The sequence below is a fragment of the Tardiphaga sp. vice304 genome (assembly GCF_007018905.1).
Taxonomy (GTDB): Bacteria; Pseudomonadota; Alphaproteobacteria; order Rhizobiales; family Xanthobacteraceae; genus Tardiphaga.
Genome location: NZ_CP041402.1, coordinates 3,144,415 through 3,165,366, shown reverse-complemented (window position 1 = coordinate 3,165,366; position 20,952 = coordinate 3,144,415). Strand labels below are relative to the sequence as shown.

Genomic DNA, 20,952 nt, shown 5'->3' with positions numbered 1-20,952 from the left:
GGGGATGCAATGCGCCATACAACAGCTTTGATCTTGGCAAGCGCGGTTTCGTTCTATGCCGTCGGCGCCTGTGCCCAGGCGCCAAAAGCCGCGACGCCGGCCGCAGCCCCCGCTTCCACCACACCCGCGCCGGCTGCTGTAGCCGCGCCCGTCAAGCCGGCCTGCGCCAATCCGGATGCGCTCGGCATCGGCCGCGTCGTTGAGATCGATACCACCGGCGGTCCGGGTTTCGGCTTCGAGCACTTCAAGCAACTCGACTTCCTGCGCGACAAGGAAGTCGTGCTGACCTTCGACGACGGTCCGTGGCAGACCACCACGCCGCTGGTGCTGAAGGCACTGGCCGACGAATGTACCAAAGGCATCTTCTTTCCGATCGGCAAGCACGCGACCTATTATCCCGAGGTTCTGAAACAGGTCGCCAGCGCCGGCCATACCATCGGCGGCCACACCTGGGCGCATATCGCGTTGACCAGCAAGAAGCTCACCGAACAGCAGCGCAAGGATGAAATCGAGAAGGGTTTCTCCGCCGTGAAATGGGCGCTGGGCAGCGCGCCGGCGCCGTTCTTCCGGGCGCCCGCGCTGCAGCATCCGCCGGAGATCGTCACCTATCTCGGCTCGCGCAACATGGCGATCTTCTCCTGCGACATCGACTCATTCGATTTCAAGACGCGCAAGTCCGAACAGGTGGTAAGCAACGTGATGACCAAGCTCGACAAGCTCGGCAAGGGCATCATCTTGATGCACGACTTCCAGAAGCACACCGCCGAGGCGTTGCCGACGCTGCTGCGCCGGCTAAAGGCCGGCGGCTACAGGGTGGTACAGATGAAAGCCAAGGCGCCGGTGCAGACCATCGCCGCTTATGACGAGTCGATCGTCAAGGATGCCAAGCTGCCGACCGTCTCTACCCGTCCGGTCAGCAGCGTCGTGCAAACGGTTTCGGAATAGTCGCGTCCCCATGTCTCCTTTTCGTTTCAACGGCTATGTTATCGTCTCCGCCGAAGGCATGCTGGCTGACGCCGCCGGCGTGATGCCGGATGCCCTGAAATTTCCCGGCGATCTGGCCTTCTTCAGCGCCGGCCTCGACCGCGCCGACCTGATCGTGCACGGCCGGCAATCCTTCGAGGACCAGCCGAACTCGCCGCGGCGCACCCGCATCGTGCTCAGCCGCGGAATCGACGGCGTCGCGCCCGACCCCGACAATGACAAAGCGACGCTGTGGAATCCCGCTGGCGCCACGTTCGAGGAAGCCTGCGCCGTCGCCGGTATCCACGCCGGAACCGTCGCGGTGATCGGTGGACCTGCGGTGTACGGCATGTTTCTCGACCGCTACGACGTATTCTGGCTGTCGCAGGCGCCACGCGTGCGCGTGCCGGACGGCCACGGTTGCTTCCCCGGCGTGCCCGCGCAAACGCCGCAACAGATCCTGGCCAGCCACGGTCTCGAGGCCAGCGAAGTGCGGATGCTCGACGACAGCCATGACGTGCGCGTCACCGCCTGGCGGCGCGCCGGCTGAGCCTGCTACACTTCGTCATAGGCGTGATTGATCGTGGGCCCGCGGCCGATTCCGGCGATCATGAACAGCCCGCCGATCAACGACAGGTTCTTCAGCGCATGGATCATGTTATTGGCGGATTCCGGTCCGGTCTGGGTCCAGAAGTCGTGAAAATAGAACGTCGCGGCCATCACGAACAGCACCATGACCATGGCGAAGAAACGCGCACCGAAATTGAGCGCGATCAGGATGCCACCGAGTAGTTCGAGGCTGGCGGCGGCGATCGCCAGCATCTGGTTGCTCGCCATTCCGGTCAGCCCCTGCAATTGAGTGACATAGGGCGCGGCGAGCTCCGGAAAGATGACCTTGCCGCCGATCATCTCGGCGGTGCCGCCGAGATTTAGAAATTTCATGGTTCCGGAGGCAATGAACAGGACGGCAAACAGAATACGTCCGAACGTAATAAACGCTGGCATACAAACCTCGTTGAACGACAATGAACGCGAATGACAGTACCGGTCGATTATGATCGTTCCCGTCGCGGTTTTCAAACGGTCATATGTAGTCCTCGCCGGCGGTTGCAACGCGACGGGCCCGCTCTCACGTCGTCCGATACGCTCTGCCTGCGTGGCGAACTAGCATCACTTCCCGGACATTTTTTTCGATGCTCATTGCGGGTTAGCAAAACGGCGTCCACGTCATCCCGTCGTCATTTCCCAAACCTAAGCAGGGCTCATCGTTTGGGTTGGGGACTTGTGATGTCGAAGTGGCGTAACGGCGCGAGCCGGTTTGCGATGGTGATGGGTGCGGCGGCGCTGATGGCGCCATGGGCGGTGGAGGCCGCGTCCTTCACGGTGACATCGGGTACGACCGATACGACCACCAAGACCGTCGCCGGGACCGACGCCGGGACGGTCGCCAGCGGCGGCACCCTGCGCTCGACCAGCGGCACCGCGACGATCGGCTGGAACGGCGCCTCCACGGGCGTGATCGTCAGCAATTTCGGGACCATCGAGAATACGGGTTCGGGCCGCGTCATCGATGCCACCGGCGCGGTCGCCAACCGCACCTTCACCTTCCTTAACAATGTCGGCGCCATCGTCCGATCGACGCAGAACGACGTGTTCCGGTTCAACCTGGCGATGACCTCGGGCACCATCGTGATCGACAATGCCGGGCTGATCCAGGCCGGCGGCACCGGCTTCAGCGGGCTCGGCCAGGCCATCGACGTGCGCGGCATGACCGGCGCGGCCAGCATGACCATCATCAACCGCGCCGCCGGAATCATCGAAGCCCTGACCGACGACGCGATCCGCACCGGCCAGACCACCGTGGTCGAGAATTACGGCATCATCCGCAGCTTCGGCACCAACACGTCGAGCGGCTCCGCCGACGGTATCGATGCCGGCGGCAACACCGGCGCAGTCATTAACAACCGTGCAGGCGGCTTGATCTCCGGCGCGCGCCACGGCATCACGGCCGATACCAATATCATCGTGACCAACGAGGCCGGCGGCACGATCCTGGGTCGCAACGGCTCCGGCGTGGGCTCCGACGGCACCGGCACCGTCACTAATTACGGCCGCATCACCGGCGCCTATGCCGGCGTCGGCAACATCTTCGATGCCAGCGGCACGGCTCAGATCAATGGCGACGGCGACGGCGTCGATATTGACCTCGCCGCGACGATCACTAACTACGGCGTCATCGAGGGCACCGGCGCCGGTGGATTCGATAGCGGCAACCGCGCCAACAACTCCGAGGGCATCTCGATCGGCGGCGGTACGATCACCAATTTCGGCATGATCAGTGGCGCCTCGTACGGCATCGTCGTCAACAACGATTCTAACGTCGATCGATCACGCAGCGGCGTTGCAGCGACCACCATCACCAACAATGAAGGCGGCACCATCATCGGCCAGAACGGATTCGCGATCCGGCTCGAGAACAAGATCGGCACCGGCGCCGACAACGACATCATCATCAACCGCGGCACCATCATCGGCAACGGCGCGATCCCCGATCCCAATGCCGTGGTTTTGCTGGGCAGCGGCGCCGTCGACACCAATTCGGTCGGCACGCTGAACGGCGTCGTCTATACCGGCACCGGCTCGGCGCGTTTCATCCGCGGCGACGGCTCGGCGATCCAGATGGGCGAAGGCGCCGACGTGCTGACCAACTCCGGCACCATCATCGGCAACAACGGCCGCGCCGTGAACATGGAAGGCGGCAACGACACCGTCAACATCCTGGCCGGCTCGCGCATCGTCGGCCTGGTCGATGGCGGCGCCGGCACCGACACGTTGAACTACAACAAGGTCGGCCTCGGCGACGCCAAGCGGGCGGCGCTGCTGGCCGGGCAGACCGTCAATATCGGCGGCACGCTCTACACCTCGTTCGAGATCATCACCGGCAATTCGCGTTCGTTCTCGTCCTATGCCACAGCCGCGGGCCTCGGCGTCGCCACCGTGTTCGACAATCTACCCGTTACGGTGACCACCAGCAGCGCGGCGATGACGCTGATCGATTCCGTCGGCAGTGCGGCCGACGTCGGCGCGGCGCTGGCGCAATTGTCGCCTTCCGCCTATCAGGGTCTCGGCCGGTTTACGCTCGACAGTGCGTCGCAGACCGCGGCCCTGGTCGGCCAGCGGCTGACGCAGGGCCGGTTCGGCGGCTTGAGCGACGACCTCGCCGGCGCCGGCCAGGCGCTGGCGATGTTCGACAGTGGCACGTTCGACCGCCATGGCGGCGATCTCGACCGCACGCTCGGCGCAATCACCGGCATGCCCGAGAAGCAGGCCACGGCGCTCAACGAGTCTAACTGGCTCAACACCCAGCGCGGCGCCTATGACGCACTCGCCTATGCGCCGATCAACAAGACACCGGCAATGCGTCCGGTCGCCGTGCAGGCCGATCGCGGCGTGTTCGTCACCTCCAGCCTGAGCTTCGCCCGTGAAGGCGCCCGCAGCGATGCGCCGGCGACCCGCGCCACGACCGCCAACGTGGCGGCGGGCGCCGACTGGCGCGTCACCGACAATATGCTGATCGGCGTGTTCGGCGGTTACGCCTATACCCGCGGTCAACTCGATACGCAGGGCAGCACGACCAATATCTCGACGCGCTCGGTCGGCGGCTATGCCGGCTGGCAGGCGGCGGACTGGTTCGCCAATGTGGTCGGCCTGTATGGCTGGAGCGACTACGACAACGTCCGCGCGGCGCTGGGCACGCTCAACACCTCGAGGAACGACGGCACGCATTACACGGTGCGCGGCACGGTCGGCCGCGACCTGCGCGTCAGCGACTGGATGGTGACGCCTGAACTCGGACTGCAATATACGCGGGTGTCGACCGATGGCTTCACCGAGGCCGGCAGCGTCACGGCGCTGAACGTCGCCTCCGACAGTTCGGAGTCGCTGCGCTCCAGCCTGGGTGCCCGCTTTGCCTATGACTATCGTATCAATGGCGGCGTGCTGACGCCGGAGTTTCGCCTAGCCTGGCTGCACGAATTCGGCGACAGCGTGCGCGGCATCAATGCGAGCTTTGCGGATGTCACCCTGCCCGGCAGCTTCGTCACCGCCACCGGAAGCGGTCTGCGCGATCGCGGCGTGATCGGCGCCGGCGTATCGGGCCGGCTCGGCGCCCTGACCATGGTGTCGCTCGGCTACGACGCCGTGATCGGCAGTGACGACTCGCTGGCGCACCAGTTCACCGGCCGGTTGAAGCATTCGTTCTGAGATCGCCCAAAACGCATTCGGCACAAAGTCGGCCAATGCCGACTCTGTGCCCAACGGAGAAGACGAAAAAGCCATCCGCGAAAGCGGGTGGCTTTTTTGATTACCCGAACAGGCTGACCTGCGGCCGGTTGGCGCGTTCCTGGGCTTCGACGACGGCGATGGCGGTCATGTTGAGGATGCCGCGCGCGGTCACCGATGGCGTCAGGATATGCGCCGGTCGCGCCGCGCCTACCAGGATCGGGCCGACCGGCAGAGCGTCGCCCAGCACCTTGATCATCTGATAGGCGACGTTGGCGGTGTCGAGGTTCGGCATGATCATCACATTGGCGACGCCGTCCAGCTTCGAATGCGGCAGGATCATTTTTCGCGCGGCTTCCGACAGCGCGGTGTCGCCCTGCATTTCGCCGTCCGACTCGATCTCCGGATGCCTTTCGCGCAGCAACGCCGCGGCCCGGCGCATCTTGCGCGACGAGTCGGTGTCGTAGCTGCCGAAATCGGAATGCGAGACGAAGGCGATCTTCGGCTTCATCGCGAAACGCTGAACATGGACCGCCGCCATGGCGGCGACTTCCGCAAGCTCTTCCGCGCTCGGGTTCGGACGCACCTGGGTGTCCGCGATGAAATACGCGCCCTTGCTGGTGATCATCAGCGCCAAGGCCGCAAAGTCGGAGACCCCCGGCAGGAAACCGATGATCTCGCGGACGTGGCGCAGATGGCTCATGTAGCGGCCCTCCACACCGCAGATCATCGCGTCCGCCTCGCCGCGCACCACCGACAGCGCTGCGATCACCGTCGCATTCGTACGCACCACCGTGCGCGCCGCATCGGGCGTCACGCCATGGCGTCCGGCGACGTCGATATAGGACTGCACGAATGAGCGGTAGCGCGGATCGTCCTCGGGATTGACGAGGTCGAAATCGGTGCCGGCGCGGATCGCCAGTCCCAGACGCTTGATGCGGGCCTCGACCACGCTCGGACGGCCGACCAGGATCGGCCGGCCCAGCTTCTCCTCCAGCACCACCTGCGTGGCGCGCAGCACGCGCTCGTCCTCGCCTTCGGCGTAGATCACGCGCACCGGCTGGGTCTTCGCCTTGGCGAACACCGGCTTCATCACCAGGCCGGAACGGAACGCGAAGCGCTCGAGGCCGGCGAGGTACTCGTCGAAATTCTCGATCGGCCGCGACGCCACGCCGGACTCCATCGCCGCACGCGCGACGGCCGGCGCGATACGCAGGATCAGGCGGGGGTCGAACGGGCTCGGGATCAGCGAGCCCGGACCGAAGCCCTGTGTCTCGCCATCGAACCCCTGCGCCACCGCATCCGAAGGCGGTTCGCGCGCGAGCTGGGCGATGGCGTCCACCGCGGCGATCTTCATCGCCTCGTTGATCGCGGTGGCGCCGCAATCCAGCGCGCCGCGGAAGATGAAGGGGAAGCACAGCACGTTGTTGACCTGGTTCGGGAAGTCCGAACGTCCCGTGCAGATCATCGCGTCCGGCCGGGCCTTGCGGGCCTCCTCCGGCATGATCTCGGGATTGGGGTTGGCCAGCGCCATCACCAGCGGCTTGTCCGCCATCGCCTTGACCATTTCCGGCTTCAGCACGTTCGGCGCGGACACGCCGAGGAAAATATCGGCGCCGGGGATCACGTCGCCCAGCGTGCGCGCATCGGTTTTCTGAGCATATACCGCCTTCCAGCGATCCATCAGCGTGTTGCGACCTTCATGCACGACACCGTCGATGTCGCAGACCCAGATGTTCTTGAGTTGCGCGCCGAGATGCACCAGGAGATTGAGGCAGGCGATCGCCGCTGCACCCGCGCCGGAGCAGACGATCTTGCAGTCCTTGAGGTTCTTGCCGTTGAGCAGCAGCGCGTTGGTGATCGCGGCGCTGACGATGATTGCGGTGCCGTGCTGGTCGTCGTGGAAGACCGGGATCTTCATGCGCGCCTTGAGCTGCGTCTCGATCTCGAAACACTCCGGCCCCTTGATGTCTTCAAGGTTGATGCCGCCGAAGGTCGGCTCCAGCGCCGCCACGGTCTCGACCACGCGCTCGATGGTGTCGGCGGCGATCTCGATGTCGAACACGTCGATGCCGGCGAACTTCTTGAACAGCACCGCCTTGCCTTCCATCACCGGCTTGGACGCCAGCGGGCCGATATTGCCGAGGCCGAGCACCGCGGTGCCGTTCGACACCACCGCGACCAGATTGGCCCGCGACGTCAGCGTCGCCGCCTCATTGGGATCGGCGGCAATCGCGAGACAGGGTGCCGCCACGCCCGGCGAATAGGCCAGCGCCAGGTCGCGCTGGTTGGCGAGCGGCTTGGTCGCCTGGATCTCGAGTTTGCCGGGACGCGGCAGACGATGATAGGCCAGCGCCGCCTTGGCGAGATCTTCAGAAGAGGATGACATGAACGCTCCCGCGCAACCGATATCGATTGTGTAGTTGAAGGTCGTGGATCAGATCACGCTTCCGGCAGATTGAGCCGGATGTGCGCTTCGCGCAACTGCTTGGGGGACGCCTCGGAAGGCGCACCCATCAGCAGGTCTTCAGCACGCTGGTTCATCGGGAACAGCGAGATCTCGCGCAGATTGCTGGTGCCGCACAGCAGCATGACAATGCGATCGACGCCGGCCGCCATGCCGCCATGCGGCGGCGCGCCGTACTGGAAGGCGCGGTACATGCCGCCGAAGCGCTCGATGACGGTGTGCTCGCCATAGCCGGCGATTTCGAACGCCTTCACCATCGCGTCGGGCTTGTGGTTGCGGATGCCGCCGGAGGCGATCTCGAAGCCGTTGCAGGTGATGTCGTACTGGAACGCGTTGATGGTCAACGGGTCCTTGGTCAGCAAGGCATCGAGGCCGCCCTGCGGCATCGAGAACGGGTTGTGCGAGAACTCGATCTTCTTCTCGTCCTCGTCATATTCGTACATCGGGAAGTCGACGATCCAGGCCAGCGCAAAGCGCTCCTTGTCGATCAGGTTCAACTCCTCGCCCAGACGGGTACGGGCAAGGCCCGCAAACTTGTAGAATTTAGTGGGATCGCCGGCGACGAAGAACGCGGCATCGCCGGCCTTCATGCCGAGTGCCACGCGGATCGCCTCGGTACGCTCCGGGCCGATGTTGTTGGCGAGCGGACCCGCTCCCTCATTGCCCTCACGCCACATGATGTAGCCGAGGCCGGGCTGGCCCTCGCCCTGCGCCCACGAGTTCATGCGGTCGCAGAACGCGCGGCTGCCGCCGGTCGGTCCGGGGATTGCCCAGACCTGGTTGGTTTCGGTTTCGAGCATCCGCGCGAACACCTTGAAGCCCGAACCGCGGAAGTGTTCCGAGACGTTCTGCATCTCGATCGGGTTGCGCAGGTCCGGCTTGTCCGAGCCGTATTTGCGGAGCGATTCCGCGTAGGGAATCTTCGGCCAGTCAGAGTTGACAGGCTTGCCCTTGGCGAATTCCTCGAACACGCCGGTGATCACCGGCTGCACCGCGGCGAACACGTCTTCCTGCTCGACGAAGCTCATCTCCAGATCGAGCTGGTAGAATTCGCCGGGCAGACGGTCGGCGCGCGGATCTTCGTCGCGGAAGCACGGCGCGATCTGGAAGTAGCGGTCGAAGCCCGACATCATCAGCAATTGCTTGTACTGCTGCGGCGCCTGCGGCAGCGCGTAGAATTTTCCGGGATGAATGCGGCTGGGCACCAGGAAGTCGCGCGCGCCTTCCGGCGACGAGGCCGTCAGGATCGGCGTCTGGAATTCGAAGAAGCCCTGCTCCTTCATCCGCTTGCGCATCGAGTCGATGATCGCGCCGCGGGTCATGATGTTCTGGTGCAGCTTCTCGCGGCGCAAATCGAGGAAGCGGTACTTCAGCCGGATGTCTTCCGGATAGTCCTGGTCGCCGAACACCGGCAGCGGCAATTCCAGCGACGCGCCCAGCACTTCGATCGACGAAATGTAGATTTCCACAGCACCGGTCGGCAGATCGGTGTTCTCGGTGCCCTCGGGACGGCGGCGCACCTTTCCGTCGATCTTCACCACCCATTCCGAGCGCAGCAGTTCGGCATCCTTGAACGCCGGCGAGGCCGGATCGGCAACGCACTGCGTCAGCCCGTAATGGTCACGCAAGTCGATGAACAACACGCCGCCATGGTCGCGAATACGGTGGCACCAGCCAGAGACGCGGACGGTCTGGTCGATATGGCTGTCGCGGAGCGCGCCGCAGGTGTGAGACCGGTAGCGATGCATGTTAATCCTGGAAGGGCGTCAGAGGGCGGAATCGGTCGCGACCGGGGCCGCGAAGCGCAGGGTTTACCCGACCGGACCCGGCGCGGCAACCAACCGGATGCTCCACCCAGCCATCCCGAACGGCACGGACCCGCCCTGCCCCGCAATGCAAAATCGGCGCGCGAGCAGTGCGGCAAGTCCATGAAATATGGCGACTAAAATCTTGTTGCGTTGCGCGAGCCTGCAACCCGAATGTGGTATCTCGACACCAAAACAAAGACTTAGCAAGCTACTTACGGGTAATTTTACCCTTCCTTGACCAACACAACCCATTGTACCGCAGGAACCCTGCACGTTTTGAAGCAGGCGATTCAGCCAGAACTTGAGCTCACTCTGCGCCTTTCTCGTCATTATGGCGGGCGCGGCCAACCATAGGGAATGTTTCTGTGCTCGAAAGATATTCGATCAGCGCCAAGCTGTTTGCCATTGTTGCCTTTCTCGTTCTTGTCATCGCCATGATCGGCAGCCTTGCCTTTGTGCAAATGGGCGCGATCAATGCCGCGACGCAGGACATCCAGACGCGATGGCTGCCGAGCGTGCGCTGGATCGGCGAGATGCGCGTGCAGTCCGCCCGCTACCGCGCCGTGCTGCGTGACCATCTGATCGTCGCCGATGCCGACCGGCCGGACGTCGACAAGAACCTCTCGGCGCGCAAGGCGGACTTCGAAAAGGCCGCCAAGGCGTTCGCGCCACTGGTAACGGCGCCGGCGGAACGCGAACTCGCCAACACGCTCGACGCGCAATGGAAAGAGTTCATCGAGGGTTCGGTTCAGGTGCGGGATCTCGCGACCAAGGGTGATTTCGCGGCGGCCAAGGACATCAACGCCAAGAAGGTCGTCCCGGTCGGACGCGCAATGGACGCGACGCTGGCGAAACTGGTCGTGCTGAACGACGGCGGCGCCGAGACGGCCGGCAAGATGGCGGACGCCACCTATTCAAGCGCCATCTGGACGATGATCGCCCTGCTCGGCGCCGCCTTCGTGCTGGGGCTGGGAGCCGCCATCTATCTGACGCGCGATATCGGCCGCGGTATCGGCTCGATCCTGAAGCCGATGGGCGAGCTGACCTCCGGCGAATTGTCGGCGCATATACCGCTGCAGGACGCCGATACCGAAATCGGCCGCATCGCGCGCGCGCTGCAGATTTTCAAGGATGCTTTGATCGCCAAGCGCGCGGCCGATGAGGCCACTGGCGTCGCGGAAGGGGTGAAGACCGCGCGCGCCGAAACCATCGGGCGGGCGACGCGCGATTTCGAAGCGATGATCGGCGAGCTGGTCGACTCGCTGTCCACGGCTTCCACGGCGCTGGAGACCTCGGCGACGACCCTGACGCGAACCTCCGACACCAATATTTCGCTGTCGGGCTCGGCGGCAGCCGCCTCGCACAGCGTGTCGGACAACATCCAGTCGGTCGCGGCCGCGACCGAAGAGATCACCTCCTCCGTCAACGAGATCGGCCGCCAGGTCCACGAATCCAACCGCATCGCCTCGACCGCCGTGCAGCAGGCCGAAAAGACCAATCTCAGCATCGCCCGGTTGACGCAGGCGACTGCCCGCATCGACGACGTGGTGAAACTGATTACCGCCGTCGCCGAACAGACCAACCTGCTGGCGCTCAACGCCACCATCGAGGCAGCGCGCGCCGGCGAAGCCGGCCGCGGCTTTGCCGTCGTCGCCGCGGAGGTGAAGGCTCTGGCGTCGCAGACGGCCAAGGCCACCGACGAGATCGGAGCGCAGATCGCCGGCATGCAGTCGGCCAGCGCCGAGACCGTGGTCACCATTCAGGAGATCGGCGCGACCATCACCATGATCTCCGAAGTCTCTTCGGCGATCGCCGCGGCGGTCGAGGAACAGGGCGCCGCCACGCAGGAGATTGCCCGCAACGTGCAGCAATCCGCGCAATTGAGCTCGCAGGTCGCCCATGAGGTCACCGAGGTTAACCGCGGCAGCGCCGAGACCGGCGCCGCCTCCGGCCAGGTGCTCTCCGCCGCCCAGTCGCTGTCGATGCAGAGCACGCGGTTGAAGAGCGAAGTGGAGAAGTTCATGGCGACGGTCAGGGCGGCGTAATACTTAAACCTCTCCCCGCTCTTTGCGGGGAGAGGTCGCGCGCCCTTGCGCGCGGGTGAGGGGCGAGGCACCTGGCACGCTTCGCCTGCAGCGTTGTGGATGGAAGAGCCCCTCGCCGATTCCGCCCCGCAAGCGCCAGGGAGCATTGGGTCTCACTTATTTCCTTAGCCAATCCACGCGAAACATCCTGCGCCGATTATACTATAGTTGAGCCATCCGCGATGGCGGCTTTTGTACGATAGAAAGGTGGCGCCGATGAGCCTGGATCAGATACGCAACCTCGACTACACTATCCTGCTATGCAACCGGATGAGCGTCACGCGGACCTTCTACCGTGATATCATGAAGTTTCCCGTTGAAACCGACCTTGCTAACTGGGTGAGCTTTCGAGTCGGTGCTGCGCTGCTGACGCTGCGGCCCCGTGGACCATGGAGTGTGTGCAACGACGGCACGTCTGTGCCCGGATCGGCTGCTGTGCAGTTGGCGTTTCAGGTCCCGCTCGCAGCGGTCGATGGCTGCCACGCGGAGCTGGTGGCGAAGGATGTGCCGATTCTGCGTTGCCCTACCGACTTGCCCGACTGGCGGCATCGCACGCTATTTTTTCGCGATCCAGAAGACAATATCATCGAGATCTATGCAGAATACTAGGCCATAGCCCCCGTTGCCAATTCCGCCTGGCGCCCCCATCTTTCCTCCATGACGATCCAGTTCCCGTTCGACAACAGCTACGCCACCCTGCCCGCGAATTTCTACGCGCGGGTGCAGCCCACGCCCGTCGTCGCGCCGAAGCTTATCAAGCTGAACCGACCGCTCGCCGTGCAGCTCGGCCTCGACCCTGACTGGCTCGAAAGCCCGGAGGGTGTCGAGGTGCTGGCCGGCACGCGGGTGCCGGACGGCGCCGAGCCGCTGGCGATGGCCTATGCCGGCCATCAGTTCGGCAATTTCACCGCCCAACTCGGGGATGGCCGCGCCATCCTGCTCGGCGAGGTGATCGACCAGAGCGGCGCGCGCCGCGACATCCAGCTCAAGGGATCGGGTCCGACGCCGTTCTCGCGCCGTGGCGACGGCCGCGCGGCACTGGGGCCGGTGATCCGCGAATATGTGATCTCCGAGGCGATGTTCGCATTGGGCATTCCGACCACGCGGTCGCTCGCCGCCGTCGTCACCGGCGAGAGCGTGCGGCGCGAGACCCTGCTGCCCGGCGCAGTGCTGACCCGGATCGCTGCCAGCCACATCCGCGTCGGCACCTTCCAGTTCTTCGCCGCACGCGGCGATCTCGAGGCGCTGAAACACCTCGCCGACCATGTGATCGCCCGGCACTATCCGCAAGCCGCGCAGGCCGAGCAGCCCTATCGGGCGCTGCTCGACGGCGTGATCGCCAGGCAGGCCGCACTGGTGGCGCGCTGGCTGCTGGTCGGCTTCATCCACGGCGTGATGAACACCGACAATTCCTCGATATCCGGCGAGACGATCGACTACGGCCCCTGCGCGTTCATGGACGATTACGATCCGAAAACCGTGTTCTCGTCCATCGACGAACTCGGCCGCTACGCCTATGCCAACCAGCCGCGCATTACCTTGTGGAACCTGACGCGCTTCGCCGAGACGCTGCTGCCGCTGTTCGCCGACGACGAGAAGGAGGCGATCGAAATCGCGCAGGACTCTTTGGCCGCATTCTCCGGCCTGTTCGACGACGCCTATCAGGCCGGCCTGCGGCAGAAGCTCGGGCTGTTCACCGCGCAGCCCGATGATGCGGTGCTGGCGCAGGACCTGCTGGCGGCGATGGCCGCCAACCAGGCCGATTTCACATTGACCTTTCGCGCACTCGGCCATGCCGCTTTGGACCCGGCCGGCGATACGGCCCTGCGCGCCCTGTTCACCGACCCCGCGGCCTATGACGCCTGGGCCATCCAGTGGCGCGCCCGGCTGGCGCTGGAACCGGAGACCCCGGCTGCCCGCCATGCCGCCATGCAGGCGGTCAATCCGGCCTTTATCCCCCGCAATCACCGCGTCGAGGCCGTGATCCAGGCGGCCCAGGCCGGCGACTATGCGCCGTTCGAGGAGCTGGTGTCGGTGCTCGCCAACCCGTTCCAGGACCAGCCGGAACGCGCCGACTACGCCGATCCGCCGCTGCTGCACCAGCGCGTGCTGCAGACTTTTTGCGGCACCTGACCAGTCGAGTTCCCGCTCCCGGGTTCCCGAATCGCCGGGAACACGCTTGACTTGCCCCGCTTTTCGGCCGAACGCCTTGGCAAAAGCGTTATGGACCGGACATGCAACTGATCACCACCACAGCCCAGCTGACTGCCGCCTGCGAGCGGCTCGCCCAGCATCCCGTTATCACGGTCGATACGGAATTCCTGCGCGAGACGACCTATTATCCGCTGCTCTGTGTCGTGCAGATGGCCAGTGCCGATGACGCGCTGGTGATCGACACGCTGGCGGAAGGCATTGACCTCAAGCCGTTCTTCGATCTGATGACGAACGCGGCCGTGCTCAAGGTGTTTCACGCCGCACGCCAGGACATCGAGATCATCGTGCACCGCGCCGGCGTGGTGCCCTACCCGATCTTCGACACCCAGGTCGCCGCCATGGTGCTCGGCTATGGCGACAGCATCGCCTATGACCAATTGGTCGAACGCATCACCGGCCACCGCCCCGACAAGACCCACCGTTTCACCGACTGGTCGCACCGTCCGCTCACCGAGGAGCAGTTGCACTACGCCGTCTCCGACGTCACCCATCTGCGCGACGTGTTCGCTGCCCTCGACGCCGACCTGAAGAAGCGCGGCCGCAGCGACTGGGTCTCCGAGGAAATGGAAGTGCTGACTTCGCCGAAGACCTACGACTTCCACCCCGAGCGCGCCTGGGAACGTCTCAAGACCCGCGTCCGCAAGCCCAAGGAATTGGGCGTGCTGATGGAAATCGCCGCCTGGCGCGAGCAGGAAGCGCAGAGCCGCGACGTGCCGCGCTCGCGCGTGCTGAAGGACGACGCCGTCGGCGATATCGCCACGCATGCCCCGACCTCGCTGGAGAAGCTCGCTTCGTTGCGCTCGCTGCCGAAGGGCTTTGATCGCTCGAAGTGGGGCTCGGACATCGTCGAGGCCGTGAAGCGCGGCGTCGCCCGCGATCCCGCCAGCCTGCCGAAAATCGAAAAGCCGCGCGGCTCGTCGAACGGCGGCGCCATCGTCGAACTGCTGAAAGTTCTGCTGCGCATGACCTCGGAGCGCCATGCCGTGGCCTCCAAGGTGATCGCCACCGTCGACGATCTCGAACAGATCGCCAATGACGACCACGCCGATGTCGGCGCCCTCTCCGGCTGGCGCCGCGAATTGTTCGGCGAAGCAGCACTCGCGCTGAAGCAGGGTCGGCTTGCCCTGGCAATCGAAAAAGGCCGCGTCGTCCGGGTCGACCGCAGCGGCACCTGAGCATCACCTCGGGCGCGCGCAGCGTCTCGCGCGATGCATCCGCTTGATGTGGTGGCCTGGTATGGGTGTCAGGCCATTTTAAGCCACCGCGCCCGCGTTGCCTGAAAATAATCAAAGACCCCCTTCAACCACGACGACGCAATCAAAAGTTTCATTAATGCAATACCGCTAGGATTCCCGTTACACCCCGGCGAGCGCAGAACCGCGTTTGACGAACAAAAGTGAGCGGGAATAGCATGCTGCGGAATTTGGGCATTACCACGCGGATCACGGCGGCGCTCGCTATGGCCTCTACCATGACCGCGGTGGTAATGCTGCTCGGAGCGATGTGGGTGATCGGCGGCATTGTCGATCGCGCCGATCAGCGCGAGTTGCGCAGCCATTTCGATGCATTGCAGTCTCGGCTGCACCAGGAATCCCAACGCGCCGCCGCGATGAGCGCAGTTGTCGCTTCGATCCCAGCGGTGCAGGACGCGATGGCGCGCAATGATCGCGACGCGCTGATCAGCTGTTCGGCCCCGGCTTCGCATCGCTGAAGGCGAACTACGGCGTCGATCAGTTCCAGTTCCACGTTGCGCCCGCGATCTCCTATCTGCGCGTGCATCAGCCCGCCAAATTCGGCGACGATCTCGCCGGCTTCCGCAAGACCGTGGTGGCGGCCAATGTCGATCGCAAGCCGATCGTCGGACTTGAGGGCGGCGTCGCCGGCCTCGGCATTCGCGGCGTCGTGCCGGTGGCGCAGGCCGGCAAGCATCTCGGCACGGTCGAATTCGGCCTGACCTTCGCCCAGCCGTTCTTCGACGAGTTCAAGCGCACCCGCGGCGTCGACGTGGCGTTCCATGTCGCCGGCACGGATGGGTTCAAAGTCTTCAGCAGCACGCTTGTCGGCCGCAGCTTCTTTACCGCCGACGATTATCGCGGCGCCGGCAATGGCGCATTCATCGTCCGCCAGGATCGCCTCAACGACCGCCCGGTCGCCGCTTTGCTCGGCCCGATCCAGGACTTTTCCGGCGCCTCGATCGGCGCCGCCGAGATTGTGATGGACAATACCGACTATGTTGCCGCGATGGATCGCGCGCGCAATCTGACCATCGGCATGGCCGCGATCGCTTTGCTGATCGCCGCCGCCGCCGGCTATCTGATTGCCCGCGGCATCTCGCGGCCGATCCATACCATGACGCGTGCGATGCGCGACGTTGCCGACGGCAATCTCGACGTCGAATTGCCGGCGCACCGGCGCAACGACGAGGTCGGCCAGATGGCGCAGGCGGTCTTGGTGTTCAAGGAAAACGCGATCCGTGTCAGCCTGCTGCAGTCCGAGCAGGAGCAAGCCAAGCTGCGCTCCGAACAGGACCGCCGGGACACTTTCGCCGCCCTCGCCGACAATTTCGAGGATCGGGTCCGCGGCGTCGTCGATAGCGTCGCGAGCGCGGCGTCCGACATGCATTCTACCGCGCAGTCGATGTCGCAGATCGCGGAACAGTCGCAGCAGCAGACGCTGGTGGTCGCGACCGCCTCGGCGCAGGCCTCCGACAATGTGCAGACCGTGGCCGCGGCGGCGGAGCAATTGTCGGCGTCGATCAACGAGATCGGGCGACAGCTCGCGCAATCCTCCACCGTGGTCAAACGCGCGGCGGACGGCGGTCAACAATCCAACCAGCGGATGGAAAGTCTGGCGGCGGCGGCGCAGAAGATTGGCGACGTGGTGGCGCTGATCAACCAGGTCGCGAGCCAGACCAATCTGCTGGCGCTCAATGCCACCATCGAGGCGGCGCGGGCCGGCGAGGCCGGCCGCGGCTTCGCCGTCGTTGCCAGCGAAGTGAAAATGCTGGCGACGCAGACCGCGCAGGCCACCGACGAAATCCGCGCCCAGATCAGTTCGGTTCAGGTCGAAACCGCCGGCGCGGTACAGGCGATCATGGCGATCTGCGCGACGATCGGCGAAGTCGATGAAATCTCGTCCTCGATAGCCTCGGCGATGGAACAGCAGGGATCTGCGACGAAGGAAATCGCCCGCAACGTGCAGCAGGCGGCCGAACGCACCGGCGACGTGACGCGCAACATTTCCGGCGTCACCGCAGGCGCCACCGAAACCGGCGATGCGGCGCGCCGCGTGCTGGGATCAGCGACCGTTCTCTCCGCGCATTCGGAAACGCTGCGCGACGAGGTCAACCGCTTCCTCGTGAGCATCCGCGCCGCCTGACGCCTGAATCAGCGCCGCACGATGGTCCCGCTCTTGCCGACCAGTTTCGCCAGTTGCCGGAAGCGGCTGCCGACCCGGTCGGCGACGAGATCGACCAGGCGATGCTCGAACACCAGCGACATCTTGCGGTCCTGCACCGAAAAATGCGTCGCCGGCAGCACGCCGGGCCGCGCCGCGGAGATCAGATGCGCCACCCGGAACAGCGCGCCGAGCACGCGCGCGCGCTCGACCTGCGCCGGCGTCACCAGCGCACGCACCAGTTCCGGCGGCTCGTTCTCGGCGCTGAAGCCGGCGTAGCGGTAATAAACGGACAGGGCGAGGAAGGCGCGACCGTGATGATCGACGGAGCCGAAATTGCCGTTGGTGATCAGATGTAGCGTCTGCTCGCCCCGGTAGTCGGGATGCACGCGCCAGCCGATGTCCGACAGCAGGCAGGCGACATGGCGCAGCCGCTTGTCTTCCGGCGTCTCCGGCAGCTTGGCGACGCGAACGAAGCGGTCGCTCCAGCCGATCAACTCTTCGCCGTGCTTCGCCGAGCGCGACAACAGATGATTCAGCGTCTGCGCTGCCGCCACCAGGCCATCTTCGGCGCGCCTGGCGAGGGGCAGCATCTCGTACATCAGCCCTTCGCGCACGCCATAGGTTGAAAACACGATCGTCGTCGGCTTGCCGGTCAGGATGATGTTTTCCAGCACCAGGGCGGCATAGACCAGCAGCGGCTGGCGCGCTTCGGCGATCGATTCGATATTGGCGAGGATGTTGGCGGTGGCCAGCCGGCGCAGCCGGCGGACGAAATCCAGCGCTTCGGCCGCGGGTAGTGAATAGCCGTGCATCACCCGCAGCGGATAACCGCTCTGGATGATGTGCAGCCGCGCAAGCGCGCGCCAGGTGCCGCCGACCGCGTAGAAGGTGCGCCCGGTCGCAGCACCGAGCTGCGGCACGCCGACCAGAGCGGTCTTGACGATCCTCTCGGCCTTCTTCGGCGATTTCTGCGAGGCATCCTGCAGCGCCAGACTGCCGAGCGGCAGCGTCACGCCCTGGCGGACGCGGCTGCCCTTGACGTCAATCAGTTCGAGCGAGCCGCCGCCGAGATCGCCGACCAGCCCATCCGGCCTGTGTACGCCGGAAATCACGCCAAGCGCGGAGAGCTTGGCTTCCCGCGGACCTGACAGGATCTCGATGCTGCAGCCGCAGATCTTCTCCGCTGCGGCAATGAAATCCGCGCCGTTCCTGGCGTCACGCGCCGCCGCGGTGGCGATCGCATGAACGCGGCCGACCCTCATGATCCGGCACAGCGCCCGAAAGCGCTTCAGCGCCGCCAGAGCCTTGGTCACCGCGCCAGGCGCCAAAAGGCCGGTGGATTGCACCTCGCTGCCGAGGCCGCACAGCGCCTTTTCGTTGAAGATCGTGACAAGGCTGCGGGTCAGCGTCTCGTAGACGACGAGACGCACGGAATTGGAGCCGATGTCGATCACTGCGACGCTGGCAGCGCGTTGTTTGGGACGCGCTACCACGTGGTGCAATCCTTATGACGAGGCCTGCTTCTCCGACCGCCGTGTAAGCCGCTTCGGTGACGATTCCTTGAGAGATTTACCACGGCCGGACAGACTCGGATTCGTCATGAAGTAATTATGCAGGTTGAATGGCTCCTCGCCCTTCGCCGCCTTCATACGCGTTGACGACCCGTCGGGCAACAATTGCCAGCTCTGTTCGGTGTCCTTGAGGTTCGCCACCATGATCTGTTCGAGCACCTGCTGATGCACCGTCGGGTTCTGCAGCGGGCACAACACCTCGACACGACGGTCGAGATTGCGCGGCATCATGTCGGCCGACGAGATGTAAAGCGCGGCCTTCGGGCTCGGCAGGCCGAAGCCCATGCCGAAGCAGTAGACGCGGCCGTGTTCGAGGAAGCGGCCGATGATCGACTTGACGCGGATGTTCTCCGACAGGCCGGGCACGCCGGGCCGCAGGCAGCAGATACCGCGCACGATTAATTCGATCTGCACGCCGGCATTCGAGGCCTCATACAATGCGTCGATGATGTCGGGATCGACCAGCGAGTTCATTTTTAGCCAGATCATGCCGGGCTTGCCGGCGCGCGAAAACGCCGCCTCGCCGCGGATGTGCTCGATCATCCGCTTGCGCAGCGTCAGCGGCGACACCGCCATCTTCTCGATGTCGGAAGGTTCGGCGTAACCGGTGATGTAATTGAAGACGCGGGCGGCATCGCGGCCGATCACGGGGTCGGAGGTGAAATACGACAGATCGGTATAGATCCGCGCCGTCACCGGATGGTAGTTGCCGGTGCCGGTATGCACGTAAGTTGCGAGCGTGCCGCCCTCGCGGCGCACCACCATCGACAATTTGGCATGAGTCTTCAGTTCGAGGAACCCATAGACCACCTGGACGCCGGCGCGTTCGAGGTCGCGCGCCCAGCGGATATTGGCCTCCTCGTCGAACCGCGCCCGCAGTTCGACCAGGGCGGTGACCGACTTGCCGGCCTCGGCGGCCTCAACCAGGGTTCGCACGATCGGCGAGTTGTTCGAGGTGCGGTAGAGCGTCTGCTTGATCGCCACCACGTCGGGATCGCGCGCCGCCTGCTGCAGAAACTGGACGACAACGTCGAATGATTCATAGGGATGGTGGACAACGAGGTCCTTTTTCCGGATCGCGGCGAAAATGTCGCCGCCATGGTCGCGCACCCGCTCCGGATGGCGCGGCACATAGGGCACGAATTCGAGGTCGGGCCGGTCGAGCCGGGTCAATTGCGACAGCTCGTTCATGGCCAGCACGCCGTCGACCAGAATGATCTCGTCGTCGGACGTGGCCAGTGCGCGCTGCACGAATCCGCGCAATTCGGCCGGCATGGTCGCCTCGATCTCGAGCCGGATCACCGACCCTCGCCGGCGCCGCTTCAGCGCCGACTCGAACAGTCGCACCAGATCCTCGGCCTCTTCTTCCACTTCCAGTTCGCTGTCGCGAATGATGCGGAACGCGCCCATGCCCTTGACCACGTAGCCCGGGAATAGCCGCCCGATGAACAGGCCGGTCGCCTGCTCCAGCGCCATCAGCCGGACCGCGCCGTCCTTGCCGGTATTCGGCAGACGGATAAAGCGGTCGATCTTGCCGGGCATGCGGATCAGCGCGTTCATCGGCCGCCCATCGGACACCCGCGCCAATTGCAGCGCGATGGTGAAGCCGAGGCTGGGGATGAACGGGAACGGATGCGCGGGGTCGATCGCCAGCGGCGTTAGCAGCGGAAAGATATTGTGGAGGAAGTGGTCCTCGATCCAGGCGCGCTCCGATTTGGAGGCATCCTTGCCGTCGAGCAGCACGATGCCGACATCGGCCAGCATGCTGCGCTGATCGCGCCAGATCGCCTGCTGGTCCTGCCCGAGCTTGGACACCGCGTCGTTGATCAGCACCAATTGTTCCGACGGCGTCAGCCCGTCCGGGCTGCGTTCGGTGATGCCCTCACGAACCTGCGCCTTCAGGCCGGCGACGCGGACCATGAAGAACTCGTCGAGATTATTGGCCGAGATCGAGAGAAAGCGCACCCGCTCGAGTGCCGGGTGTCCGGGATTGACCGATTCTTCGAGGACGCGGCGGTTGAAATGCAGCCAGGACAGTTCGCGATTGATGAAACGCTCGGGCCCGGAGGCGACCATGGAGGCCGGTTCGACAACGCCATTTCTTTCTTCAATAACAATGTCTTGTTCGGATTCCATAAGGTAACGATCCATCTAGTTCAGACAAT

At 64.6% G+C, this 20,952-nt stretch carries 14 protein-coding genes; 9 read left to right on the top strand and 5 right to left on the bottom strand.

The window, feature by feature from the left end; translation table 11 throughout:
- Positions 1 to 9 precede the first annotated feature (9 nt).
- Both FNL56_RS15015 and FNL56_RS15010 read left to right on the top strand, forming a co-directional pair.
- Positions 10 to 945 (top strand): polysaccharide deacetylase family protein, encoded by a 936-nt coding sequence (locus tag FNL56_RS15015; RefSeq protein ID WP_143573636.1) that lies wholly within the window; start codon positions 10 to 12, stop codon positions 943 to 945.
- Positions 946 to 955: 10 nt separating this feature from the next.
- Positions 956 to 1,513: a dihydrofolate reductase gene (locus FNL56_RS15010; RefSeq protein WP_143573634.1), complete on the top strand. Its 558-nt coding sequence runs from the start codon at positions 956 to 958 to the stop codon at positions 1,511 to 1,513.
- A 5-nt stretch (positions 1,514 to 1,518) separates the two neighbouring features.
- Here FNL56_RS15010 and FNL56_RS15005 read toward each other — a convergent pair whose 3' ends face one another.
- Positions 1,519 to 1,968, bottom strand: coding sequence for a DoxX family protein (locus tag FNL56_RS15005; RefSeq protein WP_143573632.1), 450 nt, complete (start codon positions 1,966 to 1,968; stop codon positions 1,519 to 1,521).
- A 282-nt stretch (positions 1,969 to 2,250) separates the two neighbouring features.
- On the opposite strand from FNL56_RS15005, the gene FNL56_RS15000 reads away from it, so the two are divergent.
- Positions 2,251 to 5,226, top strand: coding sequence for an autotransporter outer membrane beta-barrel domain-containing protein (locus tag FNL56_RS15000; protein ID WP_143582117.1), 2,976 nt, complete (start codon positions 2,251 to 2,253; stop codon positions 5,224 to 5,226).
- 100 nt (positions 5,227 to 5,326) lie between these two features.
- Here FNL56_RS15000 and FNL56_RS14995 read toward each other — a convergent pair whose 3' ends face one another.
- Both FNL56_RS14995 and aspS read right to left on the bottom strand, forming a co-directional pair.
- Entirely contained in the window at positions 5,327 to 7,633 is a 2,307-nt protein-coding gene (locus FNL56_RS14995; protein ID WP_143573628.1) for an NADP-dependent malic enzyme, read from the bottom strand.
- A gap of 53 nt (positions 7,634 to 7,686) precedes the next feature.
- Positions 7,687 to 9,459 carry an aspartate--tRNA ligase gene (gene aspS / locus FNL56_RS14990; protein WP_143577954.1) on the bottom strand — a complete coding sequence of 591 codons (1,773 nt, stop codon included), beginning with the start codon at positions 9,457 to 9,459 and terminating at the stop codon, positions 7,687 to 7,689.
- A 425-nt stretch (positions 9,460 to 9,884) separates the two neighbouring features.
- Here aspS and FNL56_RS14985 point away from each other — a divergent pair, with 425 nt between their 5' ends.
- From FNL56_RS14985 to FNL56_RS14965, 6 genes are all read left to right on the top strand, one after another.
- Complete coding sequence (locus tag FNL56_RS14985; protein WP_143573624.1) at positions 9,885 to 11,564, top strand: methyl-accepting chemotaxis protein; 1,680 nt, start codon at positions 9,885 to 9,887, stop codon at positions 11,562 to 11,564.
- 255 nt (positions 11,565 to 11,819) lie between these two features.
- Complete coding sequence (locus tag FNL56_RS14980) at positions 11,820 to 12,212, top strand: glyoxalase/bleomycin resistance/dioxygenase family protein (protein ID WP_143573622.1); 393 nt, start codon at positions 11,820 to 11,822, stop codon at positions 12,210 to 12,212.
- Between the two features lie 48 nt (positions 12,213 to 12,260).
- Positions 12,261 to 13,736, top strand: a complete 1,476-nt coding sequence (locus tag FNL56_RS14975) for a protein adenylyltransferase SelO (RefSeq protein ID WP_143582116.1) — start codon at positions 12,261 to 12,263, stop codon at positions 13,734 to 13,736.
- A 101-nt stretch (positions 13,737 to 13,837) separates the two neighbouring features.
- Positions 13,838 to 14,992, top strand: coding sequence for a ribonuclease D (rnd, locus tag FNL56_RS14970; protein WP_143573618.1), 1,155 nt, complete (start codon positions 13,838 to 13,840; stop codon positions 14,990 to 14,992).
- Positions 14,993 to 15,228: 236 nt separating this feature from the next.
- Positions 15,229 to 15,528 carry a hypothetical protein gene (locus tag FNL56_RS28420; RefSeq protein ID WP_246661444.1) on the top strand — a complete coding sequence of 100 codons (300 nt, stop codon included), beginning with the start codon at positions 15,229 to 15,231 and terminating at the stop codon, positions 15,526 to 15,528.
- Positions 15,501 to 17,195 carry a methyl-accepting chemotaxis protein gene (locus FNL56_RS14965; protein WP_368039356.1) on the top strand — a complete coding sequence of 565 codons (1,695 nt, stop codon included), beginning with the start codon at positions 15,501 to 15,503 and terminating at the stop codon, positions 17,193 to 17,195. Before FNL56_RS28420 ends, FNL56_RS14965 begins: the two co-directional genes overlap by 28 nt.
- Positions 17,196 to 17,203: 8 nt before the next feature.
- On the opposite strand, the gene ppx is transcribed toward FNL56_RS14965, so the two are convergent.
- Entirely contained in the window at positions 17,204 to 18,709 is a 1,506-nt protein-coding gene (gene ppx, locus FNL56_RS14960; RefSeq protein ID WP_143573614.1) for an exopolyphosphatase, read from the bottom strand.
- Positions 18,710 to 18,721: 12 nt separating this feature from the next.
- Positions 18,722 to 20,923, bottom strand: coding sequence for an RNA degradosome polyphosphate kinase (locus FNL56_RS14955; RefSeq protein WP_143573612.1), 2,202 nt, complete (start codon positions 20,921 to 20,923; stop codon positions 18,722 to 18,724).
- Between the last annotated feature and the right edge of the window lie 29 nt (positions 20,924 to 20,952).

Bases quoted from the DNA above. Each gene is read 5' to 3' on its own strand.
- FNL56_RS15005 (WP_143573632.1), bottom strand. From the start codon at position 1,968: ATGCCAGCGTTTATTACGTTCGGACGTATTCTGTTTGCCGTCCTGTTC.
- FNL56_RS15000 (WP_143582117.1), top strand. From the start codon at position 2,251: ATGTCGAAGTGGCGTAACGGCGCGAGCCGGTTTGCGATGGTGATGGGT.
- FNL56_RS15015 (WP_143573636.1), top strand. From the start codon at position 10: ATGCGCCATACAACAGCTTTGATCTTGGCAAGCGCGGTTTCGTTCTAT.
- FNL56_RS28420 (WP_246661444.1), top strand. From the start codon at position 15,229: ATGCTGCGGAATTTGGGCATTACCACGCGGATCACGGCGGCGCTCGCT.
- FNL56_RS15010 (WP_143573634.1), top strand. From the start codon at position 956: ATGTCTCCTTTTCGTTTCAACGGCTATGTTATCGTCTCCGCCGAAGGC.
- aspS (WP_143577954.1), bottom strand. From the start codon at position 9,459: ATGCATCGCTACCGGTCTCACACCTGCGGCGCGCTCCGCGACAGCCAT.
- FNL56_RS14995 (WP_143573628.1), bottom strand. From the start codon at position 7,633: ATGTCATCCTCTTCTGAAGATCTCGCCAAGGCGGCGCTGGCCTATCAT.
- FNL56_RS14955 (WP_143573612.1), bottom strand. From the start codon at position 20,923: ATGGAATCCGAACAAGACATTGTTATTGAAGAAAGAAATGGCGTTGTC.
- rnd (WP_143573618.1), top strand. From the start codon at position 13,838: ATGCAACTGATCACCACCACAGCCCAGCTGACTGCCGCCTGCGAGCGG.
- FNL56_RS14980 (WP_143573622.1), top strand. From the start codon at position 11,820: ATGAGCCTGGATCAGATACGCAACCTCGACTACACTATCCTGCTATGC.
- FNL56_RS14975 (WP_143582116.1), top strand. From the start codon at position 12,261: ATGACGATCCAGTTCCCGTTCGACAACAGCTACGCCACCCTGCCCGCG.